Source organism: Coprococcus ammoniilyticus (assembly GCF_025567345.1).
In the GTDB taxonomy this organism is placed as follows: Bacteria; Bacillota; Clostridia; order Lachnospirales; family Lachnospiraceae; genus Coprococcus; species Coprococcus ammoniilyticus.
Window position 1 is genome coordinate 89,200 of record NZ_JAOQJS010000007.1, and the last position, 17,117, is coordinate 106,316.

The 17,117-nt window shown below is 36.4% G+C and carries 13 protein-coding genes and 2 pseudogenes; 2 read left to right on the plus strand and 13 right to left on the minus strand.

The features are described from left to right. Nucleotides 1–10: 10 nt before the first annotated feature. The 11 genes and pseudogenes from OCV60_RS12020 to OCV60_RS12070 form a co-directional block, all read right to left on the minus strand. The gene (locus OCV60_RS12020) at nucleotides 11–1,342 is read right to left on the minus strand and encodes a TrkH family potassium uptake protein (protein ID WP_262530250.1); all 1,332 of its coding nucleotides are present in this window, start codon (nucleotides 1,340–1,342) and stop codon (nucleotides 11–13) included. Between the two features lie 122 nt (nucleotides 1,343–1,464). Then, nucleotides 1,465–1,842: a CBS domain-containing protein gene (locus OCV60_RS12025; RefSeq protein WP_262530251.1), complete on the minus strand. Its 378-nt coding sequence runs from the start codon at nucleotides 1,840–1,842 to the stop codon at nucleotides 1,465–1,467. Between the two features lie 59 nt (nucleotides 1,843–1,901). After that, nucleotides 1,902–2,198, minus strand: a pseudogene (locus tag OCV60_RS12030) (DUF6075 family protein); the annotation flags it as partial. A 772-nt stretch (nucleotides 2,199–2,970) separates the two neighbouring features. Beyond that, nucleotides 2,971–3,447: a GNAT family N-acetyltransferase gene (locus OCV60_RS13110; RefSeq protein ID WP_118483368.1), complete on the minus strand. Its 477-nt coding sequence runs from the start codon at nucleotides 3,445–3,447 to the stop codon at nucleotides 2,971–2,973. Nucleotides 3,448–4,268: 821 nt separating this feature from the next. Then, a complete protein-coding gene (gene abc-f / locus OCV60_RS12040) occupies nucleotides 4,269–5,792 on the minus strand; it encodes a ribosomal protection-like ABC-F family protein (RefSeq protein ID WP_118483251.1) in 1,524 nt (507 codons plus the stop codon). A gap of 318 nt (nucleotides 5,793–6,110) precedes the next feature. Continuing rightward, entirely contained in the window at nucleotides 6,111–6,350 is a 240-nt protein-coding gene (locus tag OCV60_RS12045; protein ID WP_021941110.1) for a DUF6061 family protein, read from the minus strand. 17 nt (nucleotides 6,351–6,367) lie between these two features. Further along, nucleotides 6,368–7,309: a DUF1848 domain-containing protein gene (locus OCV60_RS12050; protein ID WP_118483249.1), complete on the minus strand. Its 942-nt coding sequence runs from the start codon at nucleotides 7,307–7,309 to the stop codon at nucleotides 6,368–6,370. A 15-nt stretch (nucleotides 7,310–7,324) separates the two neighbouring features. After that, nucleotides 7,325–8,560, minus strand: coding sequence for a hypothetical protein (locus OCV60_RS12055; RefSeq protein WP_147352422.1), 1,236 nt, complete (start codon nucleotides 8,558–8,560; stop codon nucleotides 7,325–7,327). Then, nucleotides 8,500–8,817, minus strand: a pseudogene (locus OCV60_RS12060) (23S rRNA (uracil-5-)-methyltransferase RumA); the annotation flags it as partial. The gene OCV60_RS12055 and the pseudogene OCV60_RS12060, both read right to left, overlap by 61 nt. Next, entirely contained in the window at nucleotides 8,771–10,531 is a 1,761-nt protein-coding gene (locus OCV60_RS12065; protein ID WP_262530252.1) for a recombinase family protein, read from the minus strand. The gene OCV60_RS12065 and the pseudogene OCV60_RS12060, both read right to left, overlap by 47 nt. Before the next feature lie 683 nt (nucleotides 10,532–11,214). Next, the gene (locus OCV60_RS12070) at nucleotides 11,215–11,562 is read right to left on the minus strand and encodes a hypothetical protein (RefSeq protein WP_055146345.1); all 348 of its coding nucleotides are present in this window, start codon (nucleotides 11,560–11,562) and stop codon (nucleotides 11,215–11,217) included. Nucleotides 11,563–12,038: 476 nt separating this feature from the next. On the opposite strand from OCV60_RS12070, the gene mobC reads away from it, so the two are divergent. After that, a complete protein-coding gene (gene mobC, locus OCV60_RS12075; protein WP_082418079.1) occupies nucleotides 12,039–12,434 on the plus strand; it encodes a plasmid mobilization relaxosome protein MobC in 396 nt (131 codons plus the stop codon). Beyond that, the gene (locus OCV60_RS12080; protein ID WP_055146339.1) at nucleotides 12,406–13,848 is read left to right on the plus strand and encodes a relaxase/mobilization nuclease domain-containing protein; all 1,443 of its coding nucleotides are present in this window, start codon (nucleotides 12,406–12,408) and stop codon (nucleotides 13,846–13,848) included. Before mobC ends, OCV60_RS12080 begins: the two co-directional genes overlap by 29 nt. Nucleotides 13,849–14,371: 523 nt before the next feature. On the opposite strand, the gene OCV60_RS12085 is transcribed toward OCV60_RS12080, so the two are convergent. Together OCV60_RS12085 and OCV60_RS12090 are read right to left on the minus strand one after the other, a co-directional pair. Further along, nucleotides 14,372–15,196 (minus strand): CPBP family intramembrane glutamic endopeptidase, encoded by an 825-nt coding sequence (locus OCV60_RS12085; protein ID WP_055146336.1) that lies wholly within the window; start codon nucleotides 15,194–15,196, stop codon nucleotides 14,372–14,374. Nucleotides 15,197–15,210: 14 nt separating this feature from the next. Beyond that, nucleotides 15,211–17,106 carry a zeta toxin family protein gene (locus tag OCV60_RS12090; protein WP_055146333.1) on the minus strand — a complete coding sequence of 632 codons (1,896 nt, stop codon included), beginning with the start codon at nucleotides 17,104–17,106 and terminating at the stop codon, nucleotides 15,211–15,213. Between the last annotated feature and the right edge of the window lie 11 nt (nucleotides 17,107–17,117).

Here is a 17,117-nt window from a genome sequence, read left to right on the forward strand (position 1 = left end):
AATGTCTCCTTTATCCTACTGTTATTTTTTCCTTTGGTAGTTTTGAAACTTTCTTTTGTGCACTGGACAAGGCCGCAAAAATTAATGTAAGGCCACCGACTCGTCCAAAAAACATCAGCAGAATCAAAACACTCCGTGAGAGCAGATTCAGTTCCGGCGTAATTCCCAGGGACAGGCCGACTGTGCCAACAGCTGAGGCAGTTTCAAAAAGGCAGGTAAGCATGGGAAGTCCTTCGGAAACGCTGATGATAAGCCCACCGGTACAACATAGCGTGATATACATAAGCGAAATTGTCGCTGCATTTTTTACGACATCATCATCAATGCGACGTCCAAAGAGGTTGGCATTTTCTCTGCGCCGAAAGGTAGAAATCGCAGTAGTAAGCAAAACAGCAATGGTTGTTGTTTTCAAACCGCCTGCGGTAGACCCGGGACTACCGCCGATCAGCATCAGCGCAATGGTGATAAATTGTCCCGCCTCACTCAAATCAGTTAATTCCACCGTATTAAAGCCAGCTGTTCGTGGTGTTACAGCTTGAAAAAGAGAAGATAAAAGCCGTTCCTTTCGGGTAAAATCAGCAAACTCAAAAAAATAAAAGTACATTGCCGGAACGATCAATAAAACCGCTGTGGTACAAAGAATCACCTTACTCTGCATCCGATATTTGTGCAAATGCAATCGATTTGTCCGAATATCATCCCAAGTCAGAAAGCCAATGCCTCCAAACACAATTAAGAACATAATAGTAAAGTTTATGACTGGATTTGCTGCATAGCTGGTCAGGGAGGAAAAGGGAGTGCGCACACCCAATAGATCAAAGCCTGCGTTACAAAAAGCGGACACGGAATGAAACAGTGCCATCCAAAGTCCCTTTTTCCCGAAATCACGGCAAAACACCGGCGCCATCACGGCTGCACACAGCAGTTCCATCACCAGTGTCACCCTGACGATAAAGCCAGTCAAGCGAACGATTCCCCCTACCTTTGGCGCTGAAATCGCCTCCTGCATGGTACAGCGCTGCATCAAAGAAATCTTCCGACCGGAAATCATTGCAAAAGATGCGGCTATGGTAATAACCCCCATGCCTCCAATCTGAATCAGCAGTAAAATTACAAACTGGCCGAAGGTCGACCAGTATGTTGCCGTATCATGTATAATGAGTCCGGTTACACAAACTGCTGAGGTAGAAGTAAACAATGCATCCGGGAAAGGCGTTGCCAGTCCGCTTCGGCTGGAAAACGGCAACATTAAAAGGAAGGTGCCGAAAAGGATCACACCGGAAAACCCGAGGATGATAATTTGAAACGAAGTCAACTTCCTTTTTAACAACACTGTCCTCATAACTGCAATCCTCCTTTATACTTCTTTATACTCCTTTACGTGTCCTTAATCATAAATCAAAAGGAGTAAAGAAGGTAAAAGAGAATGCGTATCTGTATTAAGACCGTCTAAAGATGCAGGACTTATTCTTTTTTATCATGAGCTTGTGCCAGAAATTCAATCAGCCGTTTCCTTGTCAGAATCCCGCATAGAACATTCCGGCCATCAACGATGGGGACAAAATTCTGATTCAGCATTGAAGTTACAACCTGCTCGGAATCTGCATCTATTTGTAACGCAGGGCAAAAATCTCTGCGAACAATGCTGCCAAGTCGGTATCCCTCCTGTATTTTCAAGTCTGTTGTCTGGCAAACAAGAAGGTGGCGGAGGAAATCTCCCTCCGTCACGCTTCCAATATACTGTTCCTGATCATTCAGTACCGGGACAGCGGTATAGCCATGTACCATAAACCGTTCCAATCCCTGACGAATCGTATCCTTTTCCGGACAATAAAAAAGCATCTGTCTCTCCAGTCATGGATAACAAATGCTCCTTAAAGTTCCATATTCTTTTTTCTCATAGGTGTGCCGTTGCAATACAGGTTAAGTGCCATTCTCACCACCTTCATACTACCACTGGTCTGCCAGCCTTCATGCAAGCACTCAGTTTTTACACATCCCGTCTTAAAATCATAGATGCTATTGATATTTCTTCTCGTATCATCGCTGATACCAAGGCAATAGCAAAGTGCCTTGTGGTACACATCCTGATAGCGTACCTCTTTTAATTTTTCATAGTAGAATTTTTCATGTGCTTCGCTGATAAAATTGATTATCTGTTCCTTTTTGTTTTCTGCTCCTAACGCTGTGTTGTTCATAGTGAACCTCCTTTTAAATTGAATTGAAAAAGGCACTCCTAATGGAATGCCCTAATATAAAAAATAGGGACACTCTTTCAAGTATCCCTACGTTCTATCATCATATCTGATAGTTCTCTATTTACTTTCATATTCAGAATTATTTGTGTTCCCACAACCGAGGTCTAATGCCACAACAACCGTTACCTTCCTCACAAGCTCTTTTTCCTTGTGATTTTCAGCAATCCTGTTGAAGCTGAAAAGCTCTGCAAAAGTGCGTAAATTCAAGGATTTCTATATATTCTTTCTGTGTAGTCCTACCACAGTCTCCACATGCGGAATCGTTTTTCACCGCTTTAACAGTACGCGAACCCGCATAGTTACTGAGTTTTTACACTCTTTGACAGGTTGCTAATATCTGCAATCATAAGGTTAGGACATGGCGTACAGACCGTTTGACTTTGTAAACGTGTGGCGGGTACGCCGATATTTTGTAACACTTTTATAATACAAAATTATTCTAAATACTGCTACCAAATTTGGTAATATATCAGTACGCCGATTTGTTTTGGGCATTTTTGCGAATGGCATTAACACCCTTTCAATGTTCACTTTTATTGAAACCTATATTTTCCTTTTCCATGTCCTGTTACAGGTACGATTACCTCACTATCGACCAACAGTTTTATTAACTTGGAAGCTCCTGATGGCTTTAATCCAGTAATTTCTTCAACTATCGTTCTTCCGAAACAATTTTCTTTTCCACATTTTGAAAATATTTCTACTGTATGTATTACCGAAACACGTACATCATAATATATTCTTCTTCGTTTTCATCAATAATCTCGAAGCCAACATTTTTGTACATCTTCACTGCATAGTTTGCTTTCTGTACTGCCAAGGAAGTTTTCTGATACCCTCTTTCTTTTAACTCTTCCAACATCCGTTTCATCAGCATAGTTCCAATCCCAAGACCTCGATACTCTTTATATAACGATATGGCAAAAGACGGAACACCATCTTCTACATGTCCATAATCATCCATATTACGAACCCAGACAGCGCCGACTATCTTTTTGTCAACTTCAGCAACAAAACAAATATCTCCTTCCTGCTTGCCAAAATCCTGCACATAAATCTGTAATTCTGGTGCATTTATAATCTCTTTTGGCGGTGCATCTACACCTTCTGGAATGAAAATTGCTTCATACAGGAAATCATCCAGCAATGCTATTTCCTTGTTATTCATATGCCTTATATTATAACTGATTTTATTATGAAAACCAATCAAAGTTCTAATTTGATTTACATCATATTCTTTAGCTGGAAGAATAACTGCATTTTTACCTATTATTTCTTTTACTATACGTAATTCTAACTCTTGCCTGTGTTTAAAATGACTGATCATATCCTCAAAAGCACTACATTCATGTTTCCTCCCATAAGGAGAGTTCACCAAATATTCTAACATCATCTGATACCATAACTCATTTCCATTCTCATCACAGCGTTCTTTTTGAATTATTTTAATATTCTCTTCCAACTTATCACTATAGAGATAAAATAATATAAACTTCTTTGCATCAATGCACCTAAACAAATTGCGATAGAACTCTATAATTTCTTCATCACTAAGCATATGAAACAAAATTAAATCCTCTATTACATTTTGAAAGAAAGAACATTCAAATAAATATCCTGTATCTGTAAAATTTTTAAACCTTGTTACTATAATTTCCTTTAGCTCCGCCAAAGTTTTTCGCCCATTATAGACTTCATAATTCTCCAAATCTTTATAAAATCCCGGAATATCCGTAATTATCTTAGTGTAAGTAATGATATAATTCTCTTGTTCCCTAACTGTATTTTTTATAATTTCATCCCTTATCGAATTGTATTTTTGCAAAACAGCCTCATATTCCTTCTTCGACATTAAAGCACACCAAGCCAATTCTATCGGAGAATAATCTCCTTCCCTACATACATGTAACTCAGGATTAAACTTCACAATATTATTTATCAGCGTGCTTTTTCCTGATCCTTGAATACCTTCTACAAATATATTTTTCATAAAGCAAATCTCCTTTCAAATTATAATTCAATTACCTTAGTTGCTATTTTTTCGCAAAATTTCCTGTCATGTTCAACAAATAGCATGGTTGGCTCATACTTTAAAATTAATCTTTCTAACTGCATCCGCGAAAAAATATCAATGTAATTTAATGGTTCATCCCAAATATAAAGGTGTGCCGGTGTAAGTAAACTAGTCGCCAACAAAACTTTCTTTTTCTGGCCTTCCGAGTAAGTTTCCATATTTTTAGTAAACTGCTCTCGTCCAAAATCAAGCTGCCGAAGTATGGCACAAAATAAACTCCTATCCAAATCATGCGTTTTACAATAATTTGTAACATTACCTTTAATTCCAATTGTCTCCTGACCAACATATGAAATAACAAGACCACTTGCCACCTCACATAGTCCTTCTTCAATTATACAAACACCTATATTGGAATTACATTTTTCTAGGATTTTTCTAATAATTGTTGTCTTTCCACTTCCATTTTTTCCGGATAATACAACACGATCACCCTTTTTAATGTCAAAAGACAGCCCTTGAAACACTGGTTTATCTGAGTCTTTATATTGCAAACTATACTCTTTTACATTAACAAGACTATTTTTGTAATGAACAAGCTGAAACAACTTTAAATCTTTAAGATATTCTATATCTTCTAAAAGACCCTCCTTTTCCTCAATCTCTCTTTCAATTCGTTTTTCCATCTGCTTTACACGCCTCTGCATCTTTTTTGTTTTGGCTCCTATAAAACTTCTTGTGCTTAAGCATCTGTCATGTTCTTTTATCGGATCAAATCCTATTTTGGTGCGTTCATTTTTATCTGCCCACTTAGCAACCTGTTCTGCCGCATGGTTCAACTTTTGAATCTCCTTTCGGTGTTTCTCATTTTGTGCTATCGCAAATTTATCTTTACGTTGCTTATTCTCCCACCAGACCGAAAAATTACCATTTTGTACTTCGATACTGCAACGATTCAATACCAGACAATGATCTGTGCATGCATCCAACAAATCTCTGTCATGAGAAACCAGTATAAAACCCTTTTTAGAAGCTAAATACACCTTCACACACTCCCTTGCATTTTGGTCAAGATGATTCGTCGGTTCATCAATTAATAAAAACTCATTTTCCTGTGAAAACAAAACTGCAAGTAATATCTTTGTACACTCTCCGGGACTTAAGGTACAATAAGGTCTATACAAAATCTCTGAACTTTCCGATAGCTCTTCCAACTCACAAATTACTCTCCATATTTCACACCCCGGCTTCAAATCTTCCATAAATTCTGCCACAGGCATTTGCTTTTGGTATTCTGCAATTTCATAAGGAAAATAATCAAACTTCGTTGATGCACTTATGGAACCTGTAAACTGATATTTTCCAAGTAATAAATTTAAAAAAGTTGTCTTCCCTTTTCCATTTCTACCAATAAAACCTAGTTTCCAATTTGTATCAATCGAAAATGAAACATTCTCAAAAACATAATCAAAACTCCCTTCATATCCAAAGGTGAGATTATTTATACTAATTTGTGCCATATACATTCCTCCTCTCATGGTTACAATAAAAAAAGAACCATTCGTTGCCAAACAGTTCCATTACATACTATAACCTCATATGGTTCATCAAAAGAAGGAAATACACCCAACATTGTAATCATTTTTATGCACACAAAAAGAGAGGTTATGAGAACATAATCCACTTTTGGCAACATGACAAGTAGTATGGGCGATATCGCTCATACTGCATAAACATTCATGTAATCAAAAGTAAATTATCTTCTCATCTTTTCACCTCTCTCCTTAAGATAAAGCCATTCTAACACTCCGACTTTCCTTTGTCAACAAAGGAATATACTAATTCAACTCATTCCACACATCCACATAATCCTGCAATCCGCCCGGACGCATTGCAATACTCACATAATTTGCCGGTTCTTTCCTTGCAAGTCTGGCAAGAATCCCCGCATCCGCCGGCTCATCAAATACGACCTGCTCCTCTACTTTATCACAGTCAATCACAAGTTGCTTGCCATCCATATCTGTCATAATCACTGCATTTCTGGTATCATCATAAAAGTACAAATTATATTTCATATAATCCCTCTTTTTCCCTAAAGATCAAACAAATTCATCTGATTATTAATAAGTGACTTTACCTTTCTTTCCTTGATTACATCTGTGCTATCTATTTCACCAAACAACAAAGGTGATTTGGGATTGTGCATACCAAAATTCTTTTCTACAGTATTTGAACTATAATTTGCATAACAATACAAACATCCATTTTTGCATGTATTATAGGCTCCTATATCAATACTTGCCACACATCCACATTCTGCTCTTTGATTTGTGTCTTTATCAACATTAAGTTTAAATCCGCCAATTCTCTCTATTCGTTCCCTATCAATACAATGAGCATGCTCAACTCCTATATTATGAAAATCTCCAATTTCAGCACAGGTATCAATATACAAACCATACTCCTTTGCTATTTCTACAAATCTTTGCAATAATTCTACCTGCATTTCATATGTATCTTTGACAATACTTAAGAGCTTTACATTTCGCTCTGTATTTCTATACATATCCATAAAGCTCACAGTACACTTCTCCGTATAATCACCCAATTTTGAAGCTAATACTTCAAAATACTTACAATGATACTCTATTGAGTACTGCTCATTAAAGAATATCGGATCATATCTCCATATAACCTTTTCTTTTCCAATTTCTTTGGATAACTGTTGAAATGTCGGAATAATAATTTTATTTTTTGATGGTAAATTCCTTTCTACATCAGGACCATACGCACTTAATGTAAATTGAAAATAATATGTATAATCATTAATTTGATCCAAGTATGACAACATTGGAGTTGAATTTTTTGTCCAAAATACGATTGCATCAACAACATCTGGAGATAAATCTATCTTACTTACCTGATGTATATTCATCGGATTTCTAACCAATACATATTTCTCTTTTAATCTATTAACCAACCATTCCGAATAGTAAGACGGTATATCTGTACGTCTACTTGCACTAATAATCATTTCTATCATCTCCTGCTATAATACTTCAATCAAAAGCTGCGCACTTGAACACACTTCCCATGGCTGATATGTAGAAAGTCTATCAGGAATATTATATACAATACGATTTGATTCGTGTTTTATACCATACCTCTGAAATTCGTTCCTTATATTGTAATCAAAATAATATCCTTGACTATTTTCTATCAGACCCTCACCATCTAACTTTTCAACCAATTTCTCAAAATAATCGCGACCTCTATTATTGCTATTTACATCATTAATGAGAACCACTAATGGCTTTCCTTGTTCCTTATGTAAAATAATATTCTGAACCAATTTTTCAAAAAAACTCTCTATCTCACCTATTTGCCCTGAATTATAGAAATGTGATATAACATATTGCAATACAATAACGTTTGCATTTGAAATGTTATATTCTTCCGTTACGGCATCCATATATTTAAATTGGGTTCTTCTTAAAGTTTTTGTTTTATATGATTTAATTTGCTCATGTATTGGTTTCCATTTTTCATTAACATCTATACCGATATAACTTACAGATTTATCATATGATTTTTCATGGCAATATCGTTCAAATGCCATTAAATCTGGACAACCACCGCAACCAATAGACAAAACATGGTAATCATTAATTTCTTCAAGTGCTTGGCTCTTTCTCATCAGATACAAAAGTTCAGAAGCATATTTGGCCGAGTAATCACACACGTAAAAATTAAGCATTCTACTACAGTCGTAATCTTTCTTTCCATTTGGATATCTCCCTGGGTAATGTACCTCCTCCAAACAATTTTTGCAGTTACCTTCGCATTCTCCTGGACAACCATTTTGATGATCACAAACAAAACAATCTGTTTGTTTGTATTGCTTGTCGCAGTATCCTATTATAGTTTTTATCAATGCTTTTTTTCTTAACTTTGATAATTCTACTTCCGTTAATCGAGAATTATAGAAATCAACTTGCATACTACTATCATTTTCTTCACCACACAAAGGACAAATATCATATTCTCTTTCACGCATTCCTTCTAGTTGTTGTTCAACCCTTTGCTTGTAAATATGGTGACATGAATCACATACTTTTAAAAAATTTGTTTCTTCATACTCTGTCAATTTACCATTTTCATTAAAAGCAAGCATGATATTTCCTCCTTTGCATGACCAATTTTTGCAACATAATTTCTTAATATCTAAACCATCCCAAAATGCTCCAGCGCATCCTTTATCGCTTTTTCCTTCTCCTCCGGACACTGAGGTTGTCTGCTATCCTCTGATTTCGGAAGATTATAATTCTCCCCAACTTCTATTCCACACTTTCTTTTTACCTGTGAAATATATAGGTTAGAAACCTTCAACCCATGCTCCTTCAGCACATATTTCTGAATTTCCTTATAAGTTGCCTTACTCTCTGCTGAAGTCAAATCCAGCTCATCCAACTCTAATTCCACTTCAATGTAATCATCAGCCTTTTGTTGGGACAAAAGAACAACCGTCTCCACATGTGTCGTCACTACAGTTAGAACACACTGCTTTTACCTCGTCACTACTATTGGAACACTTTTTATTTGTCGAGGTATTACTATAACGAGTCTTACATCCATACAAATCATCTTTATATCCTGTTCTATAAATAAAAGTTACTTTGTAGGGATCTGAATTACCATCTTCATCGTATCCACCAAGGATTACTTTCTCTATCAAGCTTTCAAATACAGATCTGTCAAACTTTTCAAGATATCGATTTTCCTCCAAAACTTTTCTGAATTCTTTTAATCTGATACGATGAACTTTTTCTATATTTACACTGTTTTTCAGACTTTCAATAGCTGCATCATTTGCTGCTAACTTACGAACTAATTCTAAGTCCTTTGTTTCATATATATCTTGTGCAACACTTCCATCTAGATATTTTTCCAACAGAATGCTTCTCTTGGATCTCAAATTTGTGTCAGTATTCTTCGCTTTCACAAGTTTTGATTCCACACTATCTTCAGATAATGCTTTATCAACTCTTTTTATGAACTCATCTATTACATCATTGTTATTATCACATAACATGCGGTATGATTCAAGAAACGCTTTTTCCAAAACTTCTTCTGGAACACCCTTGCTTTCTGGGCAATTCTGTTTTCCATTTTTTGTACTGTTAGAACACTGCCATATTGTTTTTGTATGATTCGTATTACTATGCCAACTACGTCTGGAAACTATCTTGCCGCAATAACCACACTCAATCAAACTACTAAATGCATACTGGCGACTGTACTTTATTCGGGAACCAGATTCAACAGATGGCTTACATCTATTTCCATTCCTTTTATTTCTGATTTCCTGTGCCTTATCAAAAATATCTTCTGACACAATCGCAGGATGATGATTTTTAATATAGTATTTATCTTCCTGACCCATATTTTGAAGTCTACGTTTTGATATAGCATCTACTGTATAGGTTTTTCCCATCAATAGATCACCCTTGTACTTCTCATTTTTTACTATACCCATAACCGAAGAGACCGTCCATTTATTTCCTTTAATGGTTCTTTTTCCCATCTCATTCAGTTCTCTTGCAATCATACATCCACCAGCTCCGGCAATATATCTATCAAAGATATACTTCACATCTTCGGCACCCTCTTCGTTTATGGAAAGCGTTTTTGTAACAGGATCATAATCATATCCCAAGCATCCTTGAAATCCGACCATTTCCCCACGTTCCATTTTCATCTTCAATCCTTTTCTCACATAAGCCGAAGTATTTTCAACCTCCTGCTGTGCTACAGAGCTTAGAATCGTCAATAAAAATTCTCCATCTTTCAGACTATGTATTTTTTCCACCTCAAAGTATACATCTATATTTCTCTCTTTTAGCATTCTGACATACTTTAATGTGTCCAGTGTATTTCTTGCAAATCTCGGTATGCTTTTAGCAATAACCATATCAATTTTTCCATCCAGGCAGTCATCAATAAGTCTTTGAAAATTCTCTCGCTTATCTACCTTTGTTCCTGTAATAGCTTTATCCGCATATACCCCCGCCATGTCCCACTCTTTATTGCTTTTAATCAAATCTGTGTAATATCTGACCATCGAATTGTAGCTTTTTATCTGATCCTCATCATCGGTACTCACACGGCAATATGCTGCAACACGCTTTCTACTACTCCTATCCACACACGCATCTCCTGGTATAACAGGATTTGCTTTTATTATTTCTACCTCCATTTTGCCCTCCACTGTGTGTTCCTATAGTAGTGTACACATCAATTATACAGGAACACGAACTTTTTTTCAACAAAAACGATTAGAAATTACTTTATAGTCTTTTTTCAAACTATCTAATATTTTTTTATATTCCTCTTCCGTTATCAGTGATTTATCTCTTAATTGAGCAAGATATGATAATTGAAGATTGTATCTTACCAAGGATTTATTATTCATATAAACATCCACCCTTTCTCTATATTTACGCACAAAAATATCTGACAATAACAATCCACCAATAAACTGATAGACTCTTATTGCCAGATATTAAAATAAAACATACAGGTGACAGGTCATTACTCTGTCCACATCGGTCTTGCACCGTCATATCTATGACTGGATTTTCCAGAAGTATCATTATTTAAAATATGTATCATCGCCCGTACAACTGCTGCACATTTTGCCAAACATCAATCGCTCCATACCTTAGTTTCAATATTTTCAGTATTACATCACTTTGACTTTTTGTTAAAAGCAGGTATCTCATGGCGTGTCTGCATAGTGGCTCCACATATTCCGCACGTCCTGTACGTCTTTATATTTAATTGTCAAAGTACCCGTTGACCTATCGGTCTGATAAACACACAAACCACCTTCTGTTGTTATCCCGGCTTGTTATGTGCTTAGCCAGAACGACATAAATGCTATATATCATTTTCATAAGAACTTGGAGAACAATATTTTATAAGGATGCCTAAATATATATTTTTCAGTTCTGGATCCTCTTCCTTTTTATATGCAATCAAAATTGCCTTCTCCTCGTCTGGACGCATAGGACATTTTCTTTTTCTCCAGGATTGTGCTACTCTTACATATCCCCCAACTCCCGGTTTTCGTTCCAATGTAATTCCCTCTACATCTTCTATGTACTCCAGATCACCAACAATAACCTTATCGCATACATCTAGCATTTCTCGCAGCTCTCTATAAGAAGTTGAGTGTACCCGAATTAAGTGCTTTTTTAGCTTAAATCTTCGGAACTCTTTTTTCATAGAATTCGCACCCAATCCATAGCCACCTCCCTCTTAATCAAGATTAACAGTAATTACTTGACAAACAGGCAAGTAATTAAAAACTTCTAATCAAGACAGACTGAAAAAAGCATAAAAAACAGATCGATATACCCCAATTTTCTATATTATTTTCCTAAATCACCCATCATTCATACTTTCTCCAATCAATCAATAAATGTTTAGCAATACAATCTTGCACTACATTCTCTATTGACATATAATTGTTGTAAATAATTCTGTTGTTATCCGTGGGAGAAGTGTGCCCATAGTAACAGCAGTTTTTTTATGCCCTGTTATGCCACCCGTGGCATAACCAAGTACAGCAAGCATTGGTTTTATATCCACAAAACCGCATTTTTTCAAATTTGTCGCCATAGACAAATCAGAAAAAATACAAAAAAGGAAATGGGGCACATCCCCAAACCCCTAAATAAAAGAAAGGAACAAAAAAGAAAATGAGTAAAAAATCAAAAGAAATACATCTAAAAATATCAGAAGAGGAATACAGCATGCTGAAACAACAACAAGATTTTTTAAAATACAGTTCTGTCTCACAGGTAATTAGAGCCTATATACATTCCGGACATTGTTACAGATTTGATATGTCTGGCTTATATGATTTTTCCACGCAAATTTCCCGTGTAGGAAATAACATCAACCAAATTGCAGCAGCCGTAAATGAAACATATTCCGTAACTCCTTATCAAATAAAACTGCTCCAAAGTCAAATGACTGAGATACAAGAAATTGTAAAAAAGACAACTAAGGAAAAATTTAAATTTATCAAATTTAAAGAAAAAGAGAATTGGGTAGGTGATATAGATGGCGATTACCAAAATCATAAAAGTTAAAGCAAATATAAGGGCAACTATCAATTATGTGCGTAATCCTGATAAGACTAACGAGCGACTTCTTGTATCTTACGATGGTTGTACTGATTCAAATATTGAATTATGTTTCAAAATGGCACTAACCAATAAAATACAAAACCGTAACTCTGAGGGGATTTTAGCATATCATTTCATACAATCGTTTGCCCCTACGGATGAGGTATCTCCAGAACAGGCACATGAAATTGGAATGAAATTTATGCACAATACCTTCGGAGAAAATTACTCTTTCATCTGTGCTACTCACGTCGATAAGGGACATATTCACAATCATTTTGTTATGTGTTCTGCAGAACGTGGTATGACGGGGAGAAGGTTGGATGATAATCTCTCACTACTTCACACATTGCAAAAAAATAACGATGCCCTATGCCGTGAATATGGCCTCAGTGTAATCGACAAAAAAAGAGGAAAAGGAAAAAATTACAAGGAGTGGCTAGAAGATAAGTCAAATCCATCAGGCTCAAAGAAAACCCAACTTAGAAAATTGATTGATAGATCGATTATGAAAGCCTCATCTTTCGGAAATTTTATTGAATTATTAGAAGCTGAAAACATAATAATCGAACAGGGTAATTCCCGAAAATACGGAATTGTAACCAAGTACAAATTTCCAGATGAAGACCGTTTTCACAGAGGTTACTCTCTTGGCACATTCTATACCGATGAAAACATTAGAAAGAGAATTTCTCGAAGATTATCATATCTCGAATCGCAGAAAGAAAGAGCGAAAGAAAAAATAGCAAAAAAGAAAGCTTTATACGAATCCATGACTCCTTTGGAAAAAACTCTTGATAAAAATAGTCTGAAGATTAAATCCATAAGAGATGTTTCTACTCCTGTTACATCTGATAATTATCTATTACACAGATGGACAAATGTGCAAAATGCAAGAAGAATGCAACAAATAGAAAAGGAGCTTATGGATAATTATGGTATCCGGTATACTGATATAAGTGGACATATAAAATCCTTGAAAGCGACAAATAATTATCTTGCATCATCCATATCCAAAAATAGAGACGAAATTTCTGAATTGCGCCATTTTATTGATGATTGTGTATTATATAAAAAGTTAAAAATTTATTCTATAAACGAAGCTAAAGCGCCTGATAAGGAGATGTATTACCAGGAGCACGACACACAATTAAATGCCTTTCACGATGCAGAATTTGCTCTTAAAAACCGTAATATAGATTTATCGCAAATCAACAGTTCCAGCATTAAGATACTTCAAAAAAGATTGCTGCAGGCAGAACAGGAAATTCGAGAGCTTGAAGATCAGCAACGACAGAACGAGCGAGAAATAAATGAATTACAAAATTACCAAAAAGAGATAAATACCTATTTGGGAAGAAATCATGAAGATATATAAAAGCGATACATTGATAAAATAGCGTTTTATTGTTATAATTGTTTATGGGTGCTACCATATCACGGTAGGCGGTTAGTCCTTCACTACGGAGGGACTGTGACCCTCCGATTACATAGAAACCAGATTTCTGGAAGCAAAGGAAAGGAGGGCTAAGCCATATGAGTATTGTCGATTTTATTGCAGTAGTAAGCTTCGGCTTAACCTGCTTTGGAATAGGATATTCCTTTGGTAAGGATAATAATAAGACACAAAAATAGCCGCCCTGTCTGGTAAACTGAAGCGGCATTTTTGTCATTTCTTTAATTACTAGGGACTAACCGTCTATCGGTAGCACCTTTTCTATAATCATATTATCACGGCTCATCTAATATGTCAAAGTTTTTACATCAATCAGGCATATATTTCATTCCCTTTTAATAACTTTCAAAAACTACTATTGTAATGTATAGTAATCGTGACCATTGTTACATACGATAGAATTTCAACAAAAAAGGGCTTCCCGGTCTCCCGGAAAGCCCCCTATTTACATCATAAGTAGCATAACTGTAACACACAGGCAAATTATTAATGTTATATACCCTTCTCTTGTTATTAGTTGTCTACGTTTAAAACTACTCTTGGAAAGTGACACAGGATTTTTTTTGAAAAACACGATAAGTAATATAATAAATCCAGCAAGTCCTGCAGAAAATGCCAGGAGCACGATCCAACCAGGCACCATTGTTATACCGATATAAGCCATTGCTACATTCACCATATTAAATACACCATGCATCGCTACAGAATATATCAAATTGCCTGTAGCAACCCTTACAAGCGCAAATATGCAACCATACATAAATCCATACATAACTGATCCTAGAGAAAAATGCAACATTGCAAAAAATAAGCTACTTATAAATACCGCAGCTCGCTCTTCAATTTGAAGATATGCTCCTAAGATTACACCTCGGAATACATATTCCTCAACAATTGCCGGCACAACAGCAAATGCTATAAGAGACAGCCAAATAGGATATATCGTTACATCTTCAGATGTATCCACGCCTGCCGATGACATAAATGCTGCCAATGCACTAAGCACCAATGCTACCGGAATTCCACAAATTGTAATTCCAATCCCCTGAAGAAACGTGCTTATATTTGGTTTTTTTACAACTATACTCAGTCCATTCTTTCTTGCAAGAAATACTGCAAATACGAATGTCATAAAGTATATAGCCATTTCTGCTCCTAATGTTCCCCAGAACATTACAGTCATAATTCCAACGACCTCGAAGACGATGCAAAACAAAAACACTATATTTGCTGTTCGCATCAATTTATACTCGACTGATCTTTTGTCCATGTTTCATTACCTCTCTAATCTCCTATGCCTCTCCCTGGCTTCCTTTCATTTCTATCTGGAGATATCTTACCTTTCTGATTTGCAAGTTGCTTCTTATGCTTAATAACACTATCCAAGTTTCCAGTAACATCCTCACACTGTAAACCACGTTTTTCACAAAATCTTTGCGCAAGAGATTTGTTGTCAAACTGTGCAATACACTTATGTCTATCTATCTCTCCACTTGGATGTTGAACATCTGCATATAAGTTATACTTTTCACTATTCTCCTTCTTCTGCATAGAAAAATTAGCGAACTTCCCACCTCTTTTCTGATCAGGATGCTGCCGTTTCTTTTCATCACTACTCTTAAGCTCTGCTTCCGCATCCTGTTCTATAGACATATCAGCCACCATATTTTTTGATGCCGCAGTCTGTTCCATTGCTGCAGCTTTCTCAGCCAGGTATTTTTCTTCTTCTGGAAGAAACGTCTCAAGTGTTCCAGTTCTATCCTTAGTTATTGTATTGATATCTATAGTTTTTCCTGCAATTGAAAGCCCCTCCTCATTAAGAATATCAGAAAGTGCATCTTCCCTTTCAGAACCATAGAATTCTACTACAACATTTACATCTGACTCCTCATGCTCTATCCCTCGTGATCTACTTCCAACCAACACAACATCAACAACTTTTGCGTCTAAGCCAAATGTCTCTATCGCATCTTCGATGTGTCCTCTCACCATTGTTTCGATGCTCTCAGAATTTTCTCCATCAAGCTCATGAAATTTATCTCTCGTATTTGCCCGAAATTCTTCAACTATACCAGATACTTGTCGTAAATCTTCCTCTGGAACTGATATTTCTCCACTGGCGTCAGGTTCTCCATCTCGCTCATTCTCGCCCGGATTTCGTCCTCCGCTATGCTCATGCGTTCCTCTGTCTCCAGCACTGTCTCCGCTGATACATAAGTCATCTTCGCTGCCTCTGTTAAATTGTCCATGTTTACGTTCTTCATTCTCCATGTCTCCTTTCATTCTTGCATTCTTTATAAAGTCATCATCTAAATTAGCTGCCTCTAAAAGTATCGGTTTTTCTCCTCTTCCTACATCATTATCCCACTTAGAATATCCATCAATCACATCCATCATCTTAAGCTCCTCGTATGCTTGTGCGATGCGATTTCCATCACGCTCATTTGCATACTTATCTATAAGCTTAGGCGACAAATATCTTCCAGTATGGATGAATCTGCCCATCATTCTCCCAAGTGCCTTATTTCTATCCAGGTCAACAAAATGAACGTTGATTTTATATCCTGCATCCTTGGCATATGATATATAGGATTTCACAAGTTTTCCTGCATCACTTCCGACTTTAGGAAGAACAATATTCCGACCTTCACTTAAAGCCTGCTTAAATACCGCCTGTTCCACAATCTGCGATTCCTTGTGTACCGTATTTGCACCCCATCCTTTGTTAAATTCCGGAAACTGTCGTTTGGCTTCATCGTTATCAATTAGCATGGAATGATGCTCATATGAAATTGTATCTACTATGGCTGATGATTTCCCAGAAGCGGGAAGACCGATTACGATATCAAGGCGTCTGCCTCTTTCTACATCATTATTATATATTGTATTTCCATGACTGTCAACAAGCGGCTTACCACTCTCATCAAGACTGATGGATCCATAATTCATGAGCGTCTCAAATACATGATTCTGAATCGGCTCTCTGTCCTTTAAATTAATAGTTGGTGTTGAATTAGATACACAACTTTCCGCAGCTTTCATCTCAGGCGTTGCATTCACCTCATCAATATCCACATACTCTCCTGCGCTACATTTATCAAGCACATCCTGCATTTCATCACTAACTGGAAGCCCCGTCAGCAACACAATATCCCTATCTTTCTTATCTTCTATTGCCATCTGTACATCCT

Bases quoted from the DNA above. Each gene is read 5' to 3' on its own strand.
- OCV60_RS12020 (WP_262530250.1), bottom strand. From the start codon at position 1,342: ATGAGGACAGTGTTGTTAAAAAGGAAGTTGACTTCGTTTCAAATTATC.
- OCV60_RS12025 (WP_262530251.1), bottom strand. From the start codon at position 1,842: ATGCTTTTTTATTGTCCGGAAAAGGATACGATTCGTCAGGGATTGGAA.
- abc-f (WP_118483251.1), bottom strand. From the start codon at position 5,792: ATGGCACAAATTAGTATAAATAATCTCACCTTTGGATATGAAGGGAGT.
- OCV60_RS12045 (WP_021941110.1), bottom strand. From the start codon at position 6,350: ATGAAATATAATTTGTACTTTTATGATGATACCAGAAATGCAGTGATT.
- OCV60_RS12050 (WP_118483249.1), bottom strand. From the start codon at position 7,309: ATGATTATTAGTGCAAGTAGACGTACAGATATACCGTCTTACTATTCG.
- OCV60_RS12065 (WP_262530252.1), bottom strand. From the start codon at position 10,531: ATGGAGGTAGAAATAATAAAAGCAAATCCTGTTATACCAGGAGATGCG.
- OCV60_RS12070 (WP_055146345.1), bottom strand. From the start codon at position 11,562: ATGAAAAAAGAGTTCCGAAGATTTAAGCTAAAAAAGCACTTAATTCGG.
- mobC (WP_082418079.1), top strand. From the start codon at position 12,039: ATGAGTAAAAAATCAAAAGAAATACATCTAAAAATATCAGAAGAGGAA.
- OCV60_RS12080 (WP_055146339.1), top strand. From the start codon at position 12,406: ATGGCGATTACCAAAATCATAAAAGTTAAAGCAAATATAAGGGCAACT.
- OCV60_RS12085 (WP_055146336.1), bottom strand. From the start codon at position 15,196: ATGGACAAAAGATCAGTCGAGTATAAATTGATGCGAACAGCAAATATA.
- OCV60_RS12090 (WP_055146333.1), bottom strand. From the start codon at position 17,106: ATGGCAATAGAAGATAAGAAAGATAGGGATATTGTGTTGCTGACGGGG.